Source organism: Kribbella sp. CA-245084, from assembly GCF_050942355.1.
Taxonomy (GTDB): Bacteria; Actinomycetota; Actinomycetes; order Propionibacteriales; family Kribbellaceae; genus Kribbella.
This window is the reverse complement of the sequence record NZ_CP192053.1, coordinates 7,290,943-7,307,319: the sequence shown is the minus strand read 5'-3', so window position 1 is coordinate 7,307,319 and position 16,377 is coordinate 7,290,943. Positions and strand designations below refer to the sequence as shown.

The 16,377-nt window shown below is 68.6% G+C and carries 18 protein-coding genes; 7 read left to right on the top strand and 11 right to left on the bottom strand.

The features are described from left to right. Position 1 precedes the first annotated feature (1 nt). On the top strand, positions 2 to 1,765 hold the full coding sequence (locus tag ACQPYH_RS34630) for a helix-turn-helix domain-containing protein (protein WP_432880156.1): 1,764 nt from the start codon (positions 2 to 4) through the stop codon (positions 1,763 to 1,765). Here ACQPYH_RS34630 and ACQPYH_RS34625 read toward each other — a convergent pair. From ACQPYH_RS34625 to ACQPYH_RS34580, 10 genes are all read right to left on the bottom strand, one after another. Further along, positions 1,677 to 2,390 carry a methyltransferase family protein gene (locus tag ACQPYH_RS34625; protein ID WP_432880153.1) on the bottom strand — a complete coding sequence of 238 codons (714 nt, stop codon included), beginning with the start codon at positions 2,388 to 2,390 and terminating at the stop codon, positions 1,677 to 1,679. The genes ACQPYH_RS34630 and ACQPYH_RS34625 overlap by 89 nt on opposite strands. After that, the gene (locus ACQPYH_RS34620; protein ID WP_432880151.1) at positions 2,387 to 3,301 is read right to left on the bottom strand and encodes a type II secretion system F family protein; all 915 of its coding nucleotides are present in this window, start codon (positions 3,299 to 3,301) and stop codon (positions 2,387 to 2,389) included. The genes ACQPYH_RS34625 and ACQPYH_RS34620 overlap by 4 nt, the downstream gene beginning before the upstream one ends. A gap of 1 nt (position 3,302) precedes the next feature. Next, positions 3,303 to 5,231 carry a VWA domain-containing protein gene (locus ACQPYH_RS34615; protein WP_432880149.1) on the bottom strand — a complete coding sequence of 643 codons (1,929 nt, stop codon included), beginning with the start codon at positions 5,229 to 5,231 and terminating at the stop codon, positions 3,303 to 3,305. Next, positions 5,228 to 6,613 (bottom strand): CpaF family protein, encoded by a 1,386-nt coding sequence (locus tag ACQPYH_RS34610; RefSeq protein WP_432880146.1) that lies wholly within the window; start codon positions 6,611 to 6,613, stop codon positions 5,228 to 5,230. The genes ACQPYH_RS34615 and ACQPYH_RS34610 overlap by 4 nt, the downstream gene beginning before the upstream one ends. Further along, positions 6,613 to 7,776, bottom strand: a complete 1,164-nt coding sequence (locus tag ACQPYH_RS34605) for an AAA family ATPase (protein ID WP_432880144.1) — start codon at positions 7,774 to 7,776, stop codon at positions 6,613 to 6,615. The genes ACQPYH_RS34610 and ACQPYH_RS34605 overlap by 1 nt, the downstream gene beginning before the upstream one ends. Positions 7,777 to 7,784: 8 nt before the next feature. Further along, positions 7,785 to 8,600, bottom strand: coding sequence for a Flp pilus assembly protein CpaB (cpaB, locus tag ACQPYH_RS34600; RefSeq protein ID WP_432880143.1), 816 nt, complete (start codon positions 8,598 to 8,600; stop codon positions 7,785 to 7,787). Positions 8,601 to 8,625: 25 nt separating this feature from the next. Further along, a complete protein-coding gene (locus tag ACQPYH_RS34595) occupies positions 8,626 to 9,723 on the bottom strand; it encodes a pilus assembly protein TadG-related protein (RefSeq protein WP_432880141.1) in 1,098 nt (365 codons plus the stop codon). Next, positions 9,711 to 10,130, bottom strand: coding sequence for a TadE/TadG family type IV pilus assembly protein (locus tag ACQPYH_RS34590; protein ID WP_432880139.1), 420 nt, complete (start codon positions 10,128 to 10,130; stop codon positions 9,711 to 9,713). Before ACQPYH_RS34590 ends, ACQPYH_RS34595 begins: the two co-directional genes overlap by 13 nt. Before the next feature lie 14 nt (positions 10,131 to 10,144). Beyond that, positions 10,145 to 10,312: a Flp family type IVb pilin gene (locus ACQPYH_RS34585; RefSeq protein ID WP_432880136.1), complete on the bottom strand. Its 168-nt coding sequence runs from the start codon at positions 10,310 to 10,312 to the stop codon at positions 10,145 to 10,147. A gap of 96 nt (positions 10,313 to 10,408) precedes the next feature. Then, positions 10,409 to 10,594, bottom strand: a complete 186-nt coding sequence (locus ACQPYH_RS34580) for a Flp family type IVb pilin (RefSeq protein ID WP_432880134.1) — start codon at positions 10,592 to 10,594, stop codon at positions 10,409 to 10,411. Positions 10,595 to 10,864: 270 nt separating this feature from the next. Here ACQPYH_RS34580 and ACQPYH_RS34575 point away from each other — a divergent pair, with 270 nt between their 5' ends. Beyond that, positions 10,865 to 11,569, top strand: coding sequence for a prepilin peptidase (locus ACQPYH_RS34575; protein WP_432880132.1), 705 nt, complete (start codon positions 10,865 to 10,867; stop codon positions 11,567 to 11,569). Between the two features lie 172 nt (positions 11,570 to 11,741). Continuing rightward, positions 11,742 to 12,440: a response regulator gene (locus ACQPYH_RS34570; RefSeq protein WP_432880129.1), complete on the top strand. Its 699-nt coding sequence runs from the start codon at positions 11,742 to 11,744 to the stop codon at positions 12,438 to 12,440. Here the strand turns inward: ACQPYH_RS34570 and ACQPYH_RS34565 are convergent. Further along, a complete protein-coding gene (locus ACQPYH_RS34565; protein WP_432880127.1) occupies positions 12,437 to 13,348 on the bottom strand; it encodes an NADP-dependent oxidoreductase in 912 nt (303 codons plus the stop codon). The genes ACQPYH_RS34570 and ACQPYH_RS34565 overlap by 4 nt on opposite strands. Before the next feature lie 103 nt (positions 13,349 to 13,451). Here ACQPYH_RS34565 and ACQPYH_RS34560 point away from each other — a divergent pair, with 103 nt between their 5' ends. The 4 genes from ACQPYH_RS34560 (at position 13,452) to ACQPYH_RS34545 (ending at position 16,332) form a co-directional block, all read left to right on the top strand. Then, entirely contained in the window at positions 13,452 to 13,859 is a 408-nt protein-coding gene (locus tag ACQPYH_RS34560) for a winged helix-turn-helix transcriptional regulator (RefSeq protein ID WP_432880125.1), read from the top strand. Then, positions 13,856 to 14,503, top strand: coding sequence for a DUF2064 domain-containing protein (locus ACQPYH_RS34555; RefSeq protein WP_432880123.1), 648 nt, complete (start codon positions 13,856 to 13,858; stop codon positions 14,501 to 14,503). Before ACQPYH_RS34560 ends, ACQPYH_RS34555 begins: the two co-directional genes overlap by 4 nt. Before the next feature lie 242 nt (positions 14,504 to 14,745). Beyond that, positions 14,746 to 15,144 carry a type II secretion system protein gene (locus ACQPYH_RS34550; RefSeq protein WP_432880121.1) on the top strand — a complete coding sequence of 133 codons (399 nt, stop codon included), beginning with the start codon at positions 14,746 to 14,748 and terminating at the stop codon, positions 15,142 to 15,144. 90 nt (positions 15,145 to 15,234) lie between these two features. Further along, entirely contained in the window at positions 15,235 to 16,332 is a 1,098-nt protein-coding gene (locus ACQPYH_RS34545; protein WP_432880119.1) for a type IV pilus twitching motility protein PilT, read from the top strand. Positions 16,333 to 16,377 lie beyond the last annotated feature (45 nt).

Below are 16,377 nucleotides of genomic sequence, written 5' to 3'. Positions count from 1 at the left end.
CATGGAGGAGCTTCTGCGGCTACTGGCTGAGGATGCGCCCGGGAGCGAGCTGGCCCGGGCGGCGGGCGAGGACGCGGTGGCACGCGACCTCGCCCTGCGCATCCGGGCCGGCATGGACGCCAGCAAGAAGCGTGAGGCCGAGCTGTCCGCACTGGTCGACGTAGCGCGCGAGTTGGCGTCGGCGCGCGATCCAGGCGGCGTACTCGACACCATCGTCCACCGCGCCCGCACGCTGATCGGCACGGACGTCGCCTACCTGACGCTGTACGACGGGAAGCGTGGCGACACATACATGCGTGCCACTGATGGCTCGGTGTCGGCTGCCTTCCAGCAACTGCGACTGCCTCTGGGTGCTGGACTCGGCGGACTGGTCGCCGAGACATACAAGCCGTACTGGACCGCGGACTACCCGTCCGACCGACGCTTCCGCCACACCATGCCGATCGACGATGCGGTCGGCGAGGAGGGGCTCGTGGCGATCTGCGGTACGCCGCTGATCGTCGACGGAGCGTTCGTCGGCGTGCTGTTCGCGTCCAACCGGACAGCGCGGCCTTTCAGTCGCGATGAGGTGTCGCTGCTCGGTTCACTCGCCACGCTGGCGGCGGTGACGATCGTCCAAGTACGTGCGGCCGCGGAGACAGCAGCTGCGCTGGACCAGCTGTCTGCCGCACATGCCGGCGTCGAACACGCTGCCGCCGCACACGACCGCTTCGCCGACATCGTGTTGTCCGGCGGCGATGTGGACGCCATCGCCGCCGCACTGGCCGAGTTGCTCGACGTGTGGGTCGTACTGGTCGATGCCGCTGGCAACGAACTTGCTGTCGCCGGGGCAGTGCCTGAATCGGTGCCCTGGCAGGAGTCCGAGTCCGGCCGTCTGACTCGCATCGGTGATTGCTGGATCGTCGCGGCCACCGCGAAGGGCGAACGACTCGGCGCCCTCGTCATCGGAGGCGCTGACGACCTGTCCGGCGCAGACCGACGCATCGTCGAACGCGCTGCTGTTGTCACCGCACTGGTCCTGCTCTTCCGGCGGCAGTCCGCTGAGCAATCCCAACGTGCACAGGCCGATCTGCTGGCCGACGTACTGAGTGGGAGCGCCGATCCACGCACGCTGACCGATCGACTCCGGCTGCTCGCACCGAACCATCGCCACGACCGCCTCGTCGTCGCAGTCTGCCGCGGCGACCACACCGCCGTACGCGCGCGACTCTCCGCACCGCTGGAGGACAGACTCGTGCTCTCGGGTCCTTATGGCGGGGACCTGGTGCTCCTGTTCGCTCGTACGACGCCCAGCAGCGCGGCACGCGATCTGGCCGAGGTGGCGAAGCGTGCCGGCGTCACCATCGCCGTGACGGGTCCTGCCGCCTGGGGCGAGCCTCTCGTCGAAGCCCACCGCCAGGCCGCCCGGCTGGTCGCCACCATGCTCCGCCTAGGGCGCCTTGGAGAGTCCGCCACACCTGATGATCTGGGCGTTGCTGGATTGGTCGGCGCATCCGATGTAGACGTTCGCAGCCATGTGCACCACGTGCTCGGCAAGGTCATCGACTACGACGCCCAACGCGGCACCGACCTCATCGGCACCCTCCAGGCCTACTTCGCCGCCGGCCAGAGCCCGACCCGCGCGGCCACGTCGCTCCACATCCACCCCAACACCGTCCAGCAACGCCTGGACCGCGTCACGGCCCTACTCGGCGACGGCTGGCTGTCTCCCGACCACTTGCTAGATATCCAGGTAGCACTCCGCCTGCACTCGGCCCTCGGCTGATCCACGGGAGCACGGCGGCCGTTCGAGCGCGGTAGGCGGCGTACGTCGGCAGCGTGATCAGCAGGACGCGTTCCTCGTGGTGTGCTCGGTAGAGCTGGAGACTGACGAGGAGGATCCACGCACCGGCGGCGCCGGCGGTTCCGGACGCGATGGCCAGACCGAGTGACGAGACGATCTCACCTGTGTACAGCGGATGCCGGATCCAGCGGTACGGGCCGTGGTCGACGACGTCGCGGGCCTGCGCGATGACCGAGAGGTTCTTGCCCAGGCTGCGAAGCGACCAGACCGACCATGCCGTGCCGCCGACCAGGAGTACGTCGGCGGCCAGCTGCCGTCCGGTGCCGGAGCGGTCGCCGGTCAGCAACGGGAACGCGAAGGGGACCAGCGTCGCGACCACGGCCGCCACATGTGCCGTGCGCGACGTACTGGTCGCCTTGGCCGGACCACGCCGGACGTAGGCCCAGATGATCAGTGCGTAAAACACGGCAACCAAGGCGTTCCCGATCCAGGGCAGTACGCCGGTCGAGTGCGTGAGGATGTACGCGTCGGCCGACAGCATCAGCACCGCACCCGGCACCATGACCAGCCGGCCGACGTCCATCCGGCGGTTCGCCATGGCTGTCATTTCCCGAAGAAGACGTTGACGATGCTGATCACGCCTGGTCCGAGGATGACGATGAACATCGACGGGAACAGGCAGAACACCAGCGGGAACAGGATCTTCACCGGCACCTTCTGCGCCTTCTCCTCGGCCCGCTGCCTCCTGCGCAGACGCATCTCCTTCGCCTGCTCACGCAGTACGTCGGCAATGGTGATGCCCAGCTCGCCCGCCTGCACCAGTGCGGACACGAACGAGCGCAGTTCCGGCACCGTGGTCCGCTCGCTCAGTGCGCGCAGCGCCTGCGAGCGGGACTTGCCGATCTGGATCTCCTGCAGCACCCGCGAGAGCTCGGCCGCCAGCGGACCGGTCGTGTTCCGCGCCACCTGTGCCAGCGCGGCGTCGAAGCCGAGTCCGGCCTCCACACAGACAGTCAGCATGTCGAGCGCGTCCGGCAAGGCCTTCTGGATCTTCTCCTGCCGCTTGATCCCCGCGTTGTACAGCAGGATGTCCGGCAGGAAGAAACCCGCAGTGCCCGCCACCGCTGCGCCGACGATCAGCAGACCGATCGTCCGCAGCCCGTACAGGCCGCCAAGTCCCCCGAGGATGAACAGTCCCAGTCCCTTCGCAGCCAGGACCCGGTCGGGCGTCCAGCCGGACGGATTGCCGGCCAGGTCCAGGCGGCGCTGCAGTGTCGCGCTGATCCCTGACGGAGAGAGCCGTACGGCGATTCCGCGCAGCCAGCCCGGTAGCGCGGTGAACGGATCCGTTGGCGTCTCGGTGGCCGTCGGAGCCTGCCGGGTGTAGTGACTGTCGATCGCCGCGAGCGCTCGCGCCACGCCGCCGTCGGCGGCGCGCGCAGTGATGCCGATGACGGCCAGCACGATGCCGGCGCCGAGCGCGGCAACGCCCACGATCAAGAGCACGGTCGGGGTCATCTCACGCCTCCACCTTGATCAGAGCGCGGATCCAGAATCCGCCCACGATGATGAGCCCGACGCCGGCGGCGACCATCATCACGCCGAGCGGCGTGGTGAACAGCGGGCTCATGTACTCCGGTTTGCTGAACGTCAGCCATCCGCCGAGCACGATCGGCAGTCCGACGATGATGTAACCGGACAGCCGTCCCTCGGCGCTCAGAGCCCGCACGTGTCGCCGCGTCTGCGCCCGCTCGCGCATGGTGTCGACGGTGTTGGTCAGGACCTCGGCCAGGTTGCCGCCGACCTCACGCTGGATCCGGGTGGCCATCACGACCCACCGCAGGTCGTCGCACTGCATCCGGTCCGCGACGTGGTTCAGCCCGTCCTCCAGCTGGACTCCGATCCGCGTCTCGGCCAGTGCCCGCGAGAACTCACCAGCGGCCGGCTGTGTGCCGTCGCGGACGACAGCGTCGACCGCCTGCGCGAGCGAGAACCCGGACCGCAACGAGCCGACGATCAGCTGCAGTACGTCGGGAAGCTGCTCACTGAACGCCGCCCGCCGCCGCCCGATGCGGATGCTGAGGAAGATCCGTTGCGCCAGCCACGCGGCGACGAGCCCGATCGGCAGGCACAGCAGGCGGTTGACCCCGAGCAGCATGAGGGCGACCGCGAGCGCCGTACCGCCGCAGAACACCAGCAACGCCCACTCGGCCGGCTTTCGTTTCACGTCCGCCAGATCGAGCCGTAGGCCGAGGCCCTGCTCCGCACCGGTCGATCGCAGTACCTGATCGACCAGTCCGACCGCGGTGCGCGCGGCAGCGCCTTCCTCTGCAGTCGGCCGGTGCTCATCGCGCCGAGGCCCGTACTGGCCGACCTGCTGCACCAAACGGCGTGCAGTGTCTTCGCGCGAGCCTTGCCATCGCAGCAACACGACAGCGAGTACGACGATCAGGAACACGCCGGCGAGCAAGGCGAGGAGCTGCCAGGAGGCCACATGCTGCGGCGGCCGGACCGGTACTGCGGGAACCTTCACAGGTGCTGGTGGAGGTTTGATCGCTGCGAGTGTCACCGGCACCGTCGTACTGACCGAGCCGACCTTGACCAGCAGCGTGACGCGCCGGCCGGCCAGTGCGTCCGGCACGGTGACGTCGACCTTGGCCCGAGCTGTGAAGTTGCGAGCCACGGCTGCGAACGCCGCCGTCAGCTGACCCGAGCTCTGCGCGGCCAGAGTCCGACCGCCCGCAGCCGATGCGATCTGCTGTGCCGCTGACGCGTCGCCGGTGCCGTACCGGAAGGCTACGACGTCAGCCGGCACCCGGTTCGTGGCAAGCGCTCTGGTGACCGCCGGCAGGTTCGCCTTGCTCGACGTGTCGACTCCGTCCGACAGCACGACCAACCGGCGCTGCGCCGACGGACCGAGCCGAGCGGCGTACAGCGTCGCGACGGCTGTGCGTACGGCGTCGTACAGCGCGGTGTTTCCGGTTGCCTGCACTCGGGTCAAGGCCTGACGAACCAGAGCACGGTTCGTCGTCGGCCGGACCGCGAGCTGAGGCTTGTCGGAGAAGGTGACCAGACCGGCCTGTACGTCGGTCGGCAGACTTGCCAGATAGCTGAGCGCAGCCTTGCGGGCGGCAGCGATCCCCGAGCCCGCCATCGAGCCGCTGGTATCGAGCACGATGACCACGGCGCGTGGCGGGGCTGTCGTCACTGTCGAGCTGCCCACCTGGGTCACGCGTGCCAGCAGCGCAGTACGGCCTGCTGTGACACGCAAAGACTTCGCGCCCGACACGTTGGCCGTGGTGAGGACGAAGCCGACATGGCCAGGGCTCACCTGCACCGAGTCGACGCGCGCCGACGGACCGCCGCCGGCGAACGCGACACCGGGCAGGACAGCCGTGGCGATCCCCAGCAGAGCGCCCAATGCAGCGCCTGGCAAGCGGATTCTCATCGGTAGACCTCTTCCAGGCCGAACATCCTCGATGGAAGGGAGACGCCGCGATCGGCCAGCCGGTCGAGGAACCCGGGACGCAGGCCGGTCGACCGCAACGTGCCGCGGAACCAGCCCCGCTCGTCGACGCCCGCGTGGAAGTCGAACTGGAACAGGTCCTGCAGCGTGACGACCTCACCCTCCATGCCCGTCACCTCGGTGATGTGCGTGATCCGGCGGGTCCCGTCCTTGAGCCGGGACTGGTGCACGATCAGGTCGATCGCGGAAGCCATCTGCTCGCGGATCGCGCGCTGCGGCAGGTCGACGCCGGCCATCAGGACCATCGTCTCCAGCCGGGACAGCGAATCGCGCGGGGCGTTGGAGTGCACGGTGGTGATCGAGCCGTCGTGGCCGGTGTTCATCGCCTGCAGCATGTCCAGCGCGGCGCCGTCGCGGACCTCGCCGATGATGATGCGGTCGGGACGCATCCGCAGCGCGTTGCGGACCAGGTCGCGGATCGCGATCTCGCCGCGTTTCTCGACGTTCGCCGGCCGCGACTCCAGCCGCAGGACATGGTCCTGCCGCAGTTGCAGTTCGGCGGCGTCCTCGATCGTGACGATGCGCTCGTCGTCAGGCAGGAACGACGACAGTACGTTCAGTGTCGTCGTCTTGCCGGAGCCGGTGCCCCCGCCGATCAGGATGTTCAGCCGGCCCCGCACACAGGCCCGCAGCAGATCCGCGACCGGCCCGGTCAGCGTGCCGAACGAGATCAGGTCCTCGACCGTGAACGGATCGGCGGCGAACTTCCGGATCGTGAGCAGCGAGCCGTCGAGTGCGATCGGCGGTACGACGGCGTTGACCCGGCTGCCGTCCGGGAGCCGGGCATCCACCATCGGGCTGGCGTCGTCGACCCGACGGCCGATCCGCGAGACGATCTTGTCGATCGTGCGGCGCAGGTGGTTCTCGTCGGTGAACGCCGCGTCGACCGGGACCAGCCGGCCCTCCCGTTCGACGTAGATCTGGTCGTGGCCGTTGACCATGATCTCGGACACGCCGGCGTCCCGCAGGTACGGCTCGAGCGGTCCGTGACCGAGGATCTCGTCGAGGACCTCCTGGGCGACCCGCGCGCGATCGGCCGCGGTCATCGGGGTGTCGTCGCGCTGGAGGACCGCCTGCAGCGTCTGGGTCACCCGCTGTTCCAGCTCGCGCTGGTCCAGGTGGGCGTCGTACAGCTTCGGGCCGAGGCTCTCCAGCAGTCCTTGGTGCACGCTGCGCTTCACACCGGCGAACGGGTCGGCGTTGCGGGCGGCACGACGCGGCACGTCGGCGGGTGCGTGCGACGCGTTCGTGGGCTGCGGGTCCTGGCCGGTTTGCCGCTGCGCCAGTCGCTCGGAGAGGTTCATCATCGCCTCCCGGCGCCACGACGTACGAACGCCTTGGTCTTCGCCGTCGCGGGCCTGCTGAGCAGACGCTCGTGCGCGAACCGGACGATCGCCTGGCTGACCGGATGGTTGGGCGTCCCGACCACGATCGGAATGCCCTTGTTGATCGAGATCGGCACGCTGCGGCTGGACGGCACCTGGGCGTCGAGCGGACTGCGCACCACGCGCTCGACATCGCCCGACGACAGTCCCACCTTCGAGTCGGAGCGGTTGACCACGACCGAGCGGATGTCGCGCGAGTACGCGAGCAGGTCGAGCATGTCCAGCGTGATCCGCAGGTTCTTCAGCGCCGGCGTGTCCGGTGTGGTCAGCAGTACGTGGTGGTCGGACATGTCCATCGCCGTCAGCACGTGCTCGCTGAACTGCGCCGGCGTGTCCACGACGACGAAGTCGAACATCCCGCGCAGAACGGTCAGCAGCTCGCCGACGAGACCGGCCGGGATCTTCTCCGCGTCGCCCGGGGTGACCGGTGCGAGCAGCATCTCCAGACCAGGCCGGTACGTCGTCAGCAGCGACGCCGCACCAGTCGTGTCGAGATGACCCGACATCGGCAACGCGTCGCTGATCGTGCGGACCGGATCCAGCTGGACGCTGATCGCGACGTCACCGAAGGCGAGGTCCAGATCGACAAGGCAGACCTGCTGGTCCTCGACTGTGGCCAGCGCCGCCGCCAGGTTGACCGCGATCGTCGTCTTGCCGCAGCCACCTTTGGCCGCGAACACAGTGACGACTTTGCCGCGCTGCCCCGGGTCGACGTCGTACGGGGACCGCAGCTCCGCACGCGCCCGCTCCGACAGGGCACGCGACCGTTCGCAGGCCGCGACGAGCGAGGCGGTGTCACCCGCGCTCACCACCTCTCGCACCCCGGCTCGGAGCGCTTCGGTCAGCAGCTCGACATCCACATGCTCGCGGACCAGGATCACGCCGGTGGTCGGCCGCTCGAGCCGCAGATGGGCGGCGAAGCCCAGCGCCTCGTCCGGAGCGATCCGTGGCCCCACCACGACCAGGTCCTCGGCCGGGTCGTCCATCAGGGCGCGAAGTACGTCGTCGAGTCGCTCGACCGACAGCACGTCGTCGCCGAAAGCCGGGATCAGCTCGTCGCCCGGCCGGCACACAATGGTCATCTCGGTCCTCACTTCTTCTTCGGCGCCGGCGTGGGGAACAGGGGGATCTCGTGGGTCTGCGGCGTAGCCGTCGTGGACGGACCGAGCAAAGCGAGATACGGCAGGCCGACCTGGGTCAGCCAGATCAGCCGTTCGGCATCGTCTTGTTTGACGGCGACGGTCACCAGCGTCAGGTCGTTCTGCGGTCCGGATCCCTGCGAGAATGCGCTGTTCGTCGTCTTGGCGTCGCTCGTGGTCGGAGCCGCCGCCGGACCGACAGCGATCACTCGCACCTTCGGTATGACCATGCGGGTGGTGCCGCCGCACGAGCAACTCTGTTGCTTGTGCTGGCCCGTGCAGTTCGGCTGCCCGGTCACCTCGCCGGTGGTGTGCGTGACGATCGTGTCGAACACCGCAACCTCGGACCCGACCTTCACGTTGCCGGCCACCATCTCCGCGCTGCACAGCGTGATCGTCACCGCCATGTTGCCTTCGGCAATCGTCAGACCACCGGTCGCCTGCGCGGTGGTCACCAGCATCGACTTGAGCAACAGCTCGCCGGGGCTCAGGTCCGCGGTGGTGACGAGGTCCTCCTGGGCGGCGGTGATGTCCGCGACGGCATCGGCCGAGACCGAGGACGCGGGCAGCGTTTCCTTGTGCAGCGACGCTTTCGCTTCGCGTGCCGTCGTACCCTGCGGGATTGCCTTGCCGGCCACGAGAACGGTCACCGCTTGCTGGCCGGCCACCGCGCGAGCATCCGCGTTGTTGACGTAGACCAGGACTGCGAACGTTCCGAGCACGGCCAGCACGACCGCGAGCACGATGGTCAAAACTCGACGTTTCATGGTGTTCTCTCTTCTGCTGACGGTGCTAGCCGGCGAGCTTGATGGCCGCCGCGCCGAAGTACGTTCCGGTGCCGACGGTGGTGGTCACAGGCGCCAGGGCCTGGGTGAAATGTCCGTAGATGCAGGACGGCGTGGTCGCTCCGTTCGGACACGACCCGCGGTTGAACGGCGAAGGGATGGCGTCCTTCAGCGGGTTCATGTTCGCGTAGCCGGTGAGCACGAAGGCAGCCAGTCCGACGAGGTGGTACGTGGCGCCGTTGCCGGTGCCGGTGGTGGTGTCGAAGATCGGGATGAAGATCGGCGTCTTGTTCGCGACGTACGAGAGCAACGCGCTCTGGCACGCGGCGGAGATGTTCTTGCCCGGGTCGCTGCCCGTGATGTAGCCGCTCTGCGTCAGGTCGATCGCGGCGGTGCAGCCGCCGGAATCGCTCAGCCAGCCGAACTCGCCGGGCGCGCTCAGACCCGCACAACTCGGTGCGTTGGGAGCGTCTCGCACGAAGATCCGCACGTCGGCGCCGAAGGTCGGGGGAGTGCCGCCGGTCGCTTGCGTCCAGGCGCACAACGACAGCGTCATCGCGAGTGACTGCGAGGTCTTCAGCGCCGGTCCCCACATCGCCCGAGCACAGGCGAGCACCGTCGTACCCGCGTAGCCGGCATTGCCGGTCAGGGCTCGGGCGAACGTCGGAGGCAGCAGCGACGAGCCACCTGACGTCCGGGTGGCGGTGTGTACGTCGACGTAGTTGGTCCCCGCCGCCGGTGCCGTGGGGCAGTCGACCCGGGTCCCGCTGGATCCCGGGCATCCGGGCAGGCCGCCCTTGACGTCGTGCCCGCAGACCAGCGTGACGGCCGACGCACCGTCCTTGGCGTTGAGGTTCGCGTAGGTGGCCGCGGTACCAGGTGTGCACGAGGTGCCGGTGACGCAGCTCTTGGCGACGGCCACCGATCCGGCGTCGGCGCCGTTCTGCAGTTCGGCACGCTCCTGGTAGAGGCTGCCGACGTCGATGGTCAGCGCCGCCATGCCGAGCAGTACGCCGGTGCCGAACAGCATCCCGACCAGCACTCCGAAGGCTCCGCGGTCATCGCGGCCGAGCCGCCGCATCATCGGCCGCATCAGGTCTCGCATGGCATGACCCCCCGGGCGGTGAGGGTGGTCTGGCCGCTCAGGCCGCTGCCACCGAAGAGACCGACGAGATACCCGAGGCCGGGGGTGAACTGGAACGTATAGCTGGTCTGGACGCTGCCGTTGGAACCCGGGCCGGCGCCGGTCGGGCAGCTCGACTGGATCGCGACGCCAACCGGGCTCAACCCTGTGGCGGCGGCCTGCGTACGACTTGCGACGTTCGGCTGGCCGAGAGCGACCAGCCGGGCACCTTCCCGCGCCGCATTCGTCAGTGTCTCCTGCGCGTTGAGCATCCGGCCGAAGTCGACGATGCCCATCACGACCAGCAGCAACAGCGGAAGCAGCAGCGCGAACTCGACAGCTGCGGCGCCGCGATCCGCGCCGGCGCCGCTGCTTCGTCTCGGTTCCATGAGTTTCTCCTGGATCAGAAGGCGCCGATGACGCCGGCGAACAACGCGGCGACGGCCGGGCCGAGGAGGATGAGAGTGGGTACGACGACGAGCGCGAGCAGCGTCGCGATCAGGCCGTACTCGATCAGGTTGGCGCCGCGGTCGTCGTGCACCAGGCGGCGGAACATCTTGGACGTGCGCATCAGGACTCCAACCTGGTGTGAGCGGCGGCCCGGCCGGTTCGGCCGGGCCGCACCACCCGGGAATCGAACAGAGCGGATCGGCAGGTCTTCGGACCGTCAGAGGTTGCCCGCGATACCGGTGAACAGCGCGACGATGGCCGGGCCCAGGATCAGCAGGGCGGGCACCACGACGACGGCGATCAGTGCGACCAGCAGGCCGTACTCGATCATGGTGGCGCCGCGCTCGTCGCGACGCGTCTGCTCGATGGCGTTCCGTACGTGGGTGAGCAGGGTGTTGAGCATCTGGAACTCCTTAACTGGTGGCGGGTACCAGGACCCCCCGGTGGCCGAACGGCGAGCTGCCGTTCCGGTATCCGCAACGGTGCTGGACCGCCGGCCACCCGCGGCACCGGCCAACCGGTCAGAAGCGCACGTCGATCGGCCGACATGGTTGCCTTCGGCGTCAGTCGATCGGCGGACGCCGTCAGCCGGTCGTTCGGCTTCGTGCGCCGGACGGCCACTTCTCGCGTGCAGTCGTTCCGCCGCACGGGCGCCCGCCGTACCTTCACCCGCATGGACATCGTGTGGTCAGTTGCCGGAGGCATCATTGGGTTCGTGGCCGGATTGCTCTTGCGCAGCACGGTTTTCCGGCTGTCGGTGGCGGATGGCGAACCCGCCCGCACCACGTGCTCGCGATGCGAGGCGCCGATCGCCGGCCGCTTCCGCTGTCGCCAGTGCCACGGCTGGTACGGCGTGCCGCTCGTGCTCGAGCTGGTCACCGCGGCCGTGCTCGCGTTGCTGCTCTGGCGCTTCGCCGGACTTGCCGACGCGGCGGCGTACGCCTTCGTCGGGGCGCTCGGCGTCGCCCTGGCCGCCATCGACCTCGCGGTGCAGCGATTGCCCAACCGGCTGACGTTGCCGCTGTACCCGGGACTGCTTGCGTTGTTCGGCATCTCCGCTCTGACGGAGGGGCATCCCGACAAGCTGCTGCGCGCGGCGGCGGGCGGTCTGGTCCTCGGCGGCTGCTACCTCGTCCTGGCTCTCATCAGCCGGGGGCAGCTCGGCATCGGTGACGTCAAGCTGGCGGGTGGACTCGGGATCGCGCTCGGTTGGCTGGGCTGGCCGACGCTGCTCGCCGGGGCGTCCTTGGGCTTCGTGCTGATGTCGGTGGTCAGTCTGGCGCTGCTGGTCGCCCGTCGCGTGACGCTCCAGCACAGCCTGAGCTTCGGCCCGTTCATGCTCTGCGGCGCCTTGATCGCTGTTCTGGCGGCAGGGTGAGCCTTGGAAAGTTTCTGGCGAAATTTCGTAACCAAGCGTTCAACCATCGCGACCAAAAGCACCTGTTTGAATTCCGTAACGGGCTGTAGGTGAAGTTCGATGATCGTTACGGAAGGTGACAAACACCGTCTCTAGCTGGGGGAGCAAGGAAAGGTTCTACGGGGGAGAGGCCATGCGAAACTCGATCACAGTCGTCGTAGTCGACGGCCACACATTGACCAGGTACGGCCTGGTGAGGCTCGTCGGGGCCGACGCCGACATCACGATCGTCGGTGAGTGCGGCCTCGCGGCCGAGGCGCCGGCCCTGGTCGCGTCGTCCCGACCGGACGTCGTCGTCCTGGACGTCGCGCTGCCGGACGCGGACGGGCTGCAGCTGGCCCGGGGGCTCCGGGACCGGCACAGCGAGCTCGGCATCGTCGTACTCACGGCGCAGGCAGAGGACGACGTACTGTTCCGGGCGCTCGAGACCGGTGTCTCCGCGTTCGTCGGCAAGACCGCGCCGACCACCGAGGTGCTCTGCGCGATCCGCCATGCCGCGGTCGCCGCCTCCTCGTTCACCGCGACCGGGCTCGGTGCCGCGCTGGCTCGCCGTACTGTCGTCATGCCGACCCCGCTGACCTCGGTCGGCTCTGCAGCCTCGGCGCTTGAGTCGGCCATCACGCTGAGTCCGCGTGAGCTCGAGGTGCTGTCGCTGCTGTCGACCGGCCTGTCCGTGCCGGCGATGGCGACCACGATGTTCGTCAGCCTGTCGACGGCGAAGACCTACGTCTCCCGCCTGTACGAGAAGCTCGGCGCCACCAACCGCGCCAACGCGATCATGACCGCGATGCGCCTCGGCCTGATCGAGCTCGAGCTCGGCGTCCCGGCCTAAGGAGTCAGGACCAGCCGTCCGCGGATGCCACCCCCGGCAAGCCGCTTGTACGCGACGGCTGCCTGCTCCAACGGATAGCTGTCGGCCACGCGCGTCGAGACGGCGCCCGCCTCAACCAGCTCGACCAACTCGTCGAGATCGGTTCGGCTGACGTGTACGAAGAGCTGCTCCACGGTGATCCCGCGAAGCTGGGGTGGTCGTGGGCCTCCTTGCAGATGTACGTGCCGGCCGCCGTTGCGTACCGCTTCTTGCGCCGCGATTCCGACGATCGCGGCGTCGATCACGCCGTCCACGCCGGCTGGCACGATCCGTCGTACGGCTGCAGCCAGGTCGTCGTCGCGGTCGATGAAGTGGTCCGCGCCAAGGGTCCGCTGGTCACCTGCTCCGGCGCTCGCGATCACCGTCAGGCCACGGTGCTTGGCCAGCTCGACGGCGTACCCACCGACACCTCCTGCGGCTCCGGTGACGAGCACTGTCTGTCCCTGTAGGGCGTTGACGGCCTGCAGTGCTGTCAGCCCGTTGAGCCCAAACGTTGCTGCGTTGGCCAGGTCCACACCTTCCGGCGCACGCACCACCGCGTCCGCGTCCAGTACGACGTACTCCGCGTGCGTCTTGAGCGCTCGGCCGAGCAAGTCCGCCACTCCGACCACGGTCTGCGCTGGTGCTGACGTGTTGGGTCCGACGGCGTCCACGGTTCCGGCTACGTCCCAGCCGAGGCCGAACTGCTCCCGAGCAGCCGTCAGCCCGACCTCCACCAGCACTCCCGCGCTGACTGCGAGGTCCACCGGGTTGACTGCGGCGGCTGCCACCTTGATCCGGAGCTGGCCCTCGGCGGGCTCGGGTACGGCGGTCTCGATCAGCTCGATCGCGTCCGGCCCGTCGAGGCGGCGGGCGACTAGTGCGCGCATATCGTTGCTCTCCTTGAGAATTGGGTTTTCAATCACTGTGGGAGAGTTACTCTCTATCGGGAAGTACGCACTTAAGGGTGCCTACCGTACGACAAGGAGAGCCATGCCCACCCGCGCCGCCGCCCAGCTCCGCGAAGAGGCAGCCCGCGAGTACGACGCCTTCCTGGCGACCTGCCCGGCCCGGCAACTTCTCGACCGCATCAGCGACAAGTGGGTGACCCTCATCCTCACGGCCCTCGCCGACGGCCCACAGCGGTACTCCGACCTGTCCCGCCGCATCGCCGGCGTCAGCCAGAAGATGCTGACCCAGACCCTCCGCTCCCTCGAACGCGACGGCCTACTCACTCGCTCGGTCACGCCGTCCGTGCCGGTCCGCGTCGACTACGAACTCACGTCGCTCGGCGAAACGCTGATGCCGCTCATCGCCTCCATCAAGACGTGGGCCGAAGACCACATGCCTCAGGTGAACGCAGCCCGCACCTGCTACGACAACGTGAGCACCCCCGCATGACCGACCACGAGGCACCTGACGCCCGCGCGGCTGCCTCCGACCGGCGCGTTGTGGTCGTCGTCGTGCCGGCTGCCGGGACCTGGGCGCCGCCCGGGCGGGACGCCGACGCCTGGCGATTGGCGCTGGCCGAGGACACCTACGAAGTACTCGCCGGCCTGGATCGCGTCGACGTAGCGGTCGCTGTCGCAGGCGGAGACGAGGAGGCTGTCGCCGAGGTCAGTGCACTGACCTGGCCCGGCACCCCGACGTACGCCGTCGACGCCGCCCGGCCGGTCCTGCACGCGGTAGAGCTCGCCGGTCCGGCGGCCGCGGTCGTCGCGGTGTCGCACGACGTACCGGACCTGCCGGGCCTGCTGATCGGCAAGCTCTTCCGCGCCCTCAGCACCGCCGACATCGCTGTCACTCCAGCCGAGGACGGCACCCTCGCGGCGATCGGGACCAAGACTCCGGTCGCGGACTGGGTCGCCGAGGTCGCGCCAACGTTCGACACGGAACTGTCGGTCCTGGAAGCACGCAAACCACGCCGTCACGCTGTCGCGATCGGCCCTGGCTGGCATCGGCTGCGATCGGCGGCTGACATAGCGCGGCTGGATCCCGGTCTGGAGGGCTGGGACGCGACCAGGTCGCTGTTGCGCCGAGCCTGAGGCTTGTCGGTAGAACGACCGACAGCTGTCGGTCGGGTGGCCAGGGACGTCGGGCGTTCACCCGCTGTGACGCGGGGCTTGCAGAGGCGAGTCTTTGACGCGGCAGCAAGCATCATCCGGGGGGATGTGTGAGGCGGATCCGGCTGGATTTACAGGGGTCGAGCTGAGTCTTCGTTCGCGGCTGCCGCGCCTGGAAGACCCCGTCTCCGTCGCTTGCCGGAGCATCTGTAAAGGAAAGCAGCATGAATTACCCGCTTCGGGCCCTTGTCGCCCGAACAGTCCGGCGTGCCCGCAACCACACGACTCGGACCCGCACCAGAAACCAGTCCGGCTTCACCCTGATCGAACTGCTCGTCGTGATCGTCATCCTGGGCGTGCTGTCCGGGGTCGTCGTCTTCGCGGTCTCCGGTATCCAGGACCGCGGTAACGCGGCCGCCTGCAAGACCGACAAGAAGAGCGTTGAGGTCGCCGTCGAGGCGTACTACGCGAAGAACGGCGCCTACCCACCCGCCGGTGACCCGGGCTGGCTGGAGCTCACCGTCGGCGTCAACCAACTGCTGCGCAGCCGTCCGGTCGGTGACGGCTACACCATCACCCTCGGCGTCAACGGTCTGGTCACCGCGGCCGGCGCCTGCACGTAACCCCGCACCGCGAGGACGGACCGGTCGGAGGAGGACCGGCCCGTCCATGGCGCGTCGTTTCCGGTCAGACGATCATGCCGAAGGGACGTCATGAGAATTCCCGTGCCTGGCAGCCGGGTGGATCTGTTGCTCGAAGAACTCTGGAACGCCGGCGGCACCGACCTGCTCCTCACCGTCGGAATGGCGCCGCAGTTGCGTGTCCACGGTGTCCTGCGACCGGCGGCGGACAAGACCCCGCTGACCCGGCGGGACACCGACGCGATGCTCGCGGAGATCCTCAACCCACACCGCTCGAACGTCTGGCAGACGACGTACGAGCACGACTTCTCGTTCTCCTGGCGGGACGACGCGCGGATCCGCGCGAACGCCTTCACCCAGCGCGGCGACACCGCGCTCGCGCTCCGCGTCATCCCGCGCAGCATCCCGACGATGTCGGAACTGGGGCTGCCGCCGGTGGTCGAAACGTTTGCCCGGCTGCATCAGGGCCTCGTCCTGGTCACCGGGCCGACCGGATCCGGCAAGTCGACCACGCTGGCCTCGGTCATCCACCAGATCAACACCGATCGGGCCTGCCACATCATCACGATCGAGGACCCGATCGAGTACGTGCACGAACATCGCCGTTCGGCGGTGAACCAGCGCGAGGTCGGCAGCGACACGGCGTCGTTCCCCGACGCCTTGCGGGCCGCCCTGCGCGAGGACCCCGACGTACTGCTGGTCGGTGAGATGAGAGACCTGGAGTCGATCCGGTTCGCTCTGACCATCGCCGAGACGGGCCACCTGGTCTTCGCGACTCTGCACACCAACGACACGGCCCAGTCGCTGGCCCGGATCATCGACGTGTTCCCGCCCGAGCAGCAGTCGCAGGTACGGGTTCAGCTGGCTGCGGCGCTCAGCGGCGTCGTACATCAGCGGCTGATCCCGCGGGTCGGCGGCGGACTGGTGGCGGCGTTCGAGGTGATGGTCGCGAACGCCGGCATCCGCAACCTGATCAAGGAAGGCAAGACGCACCAGTTGCGCAACGCCCTGGTCACCGGTCGGCGCGAAGGCATGATCACGCTCGAGCAGTCCCTCTCGGAGCTGATCGTCGCCGGCGAGATCCGGCCGGAGGATGCCTACTCCCGCACCTCCCACCCGAACGAGATCGAGCTCCGGCCGAGGATCCGCTCCGGGGCGGTGCAGGCGTGAGGCACCGCGGAGAGGGGAAGCAGCCGGTGTCCGTCGATCTTCCAG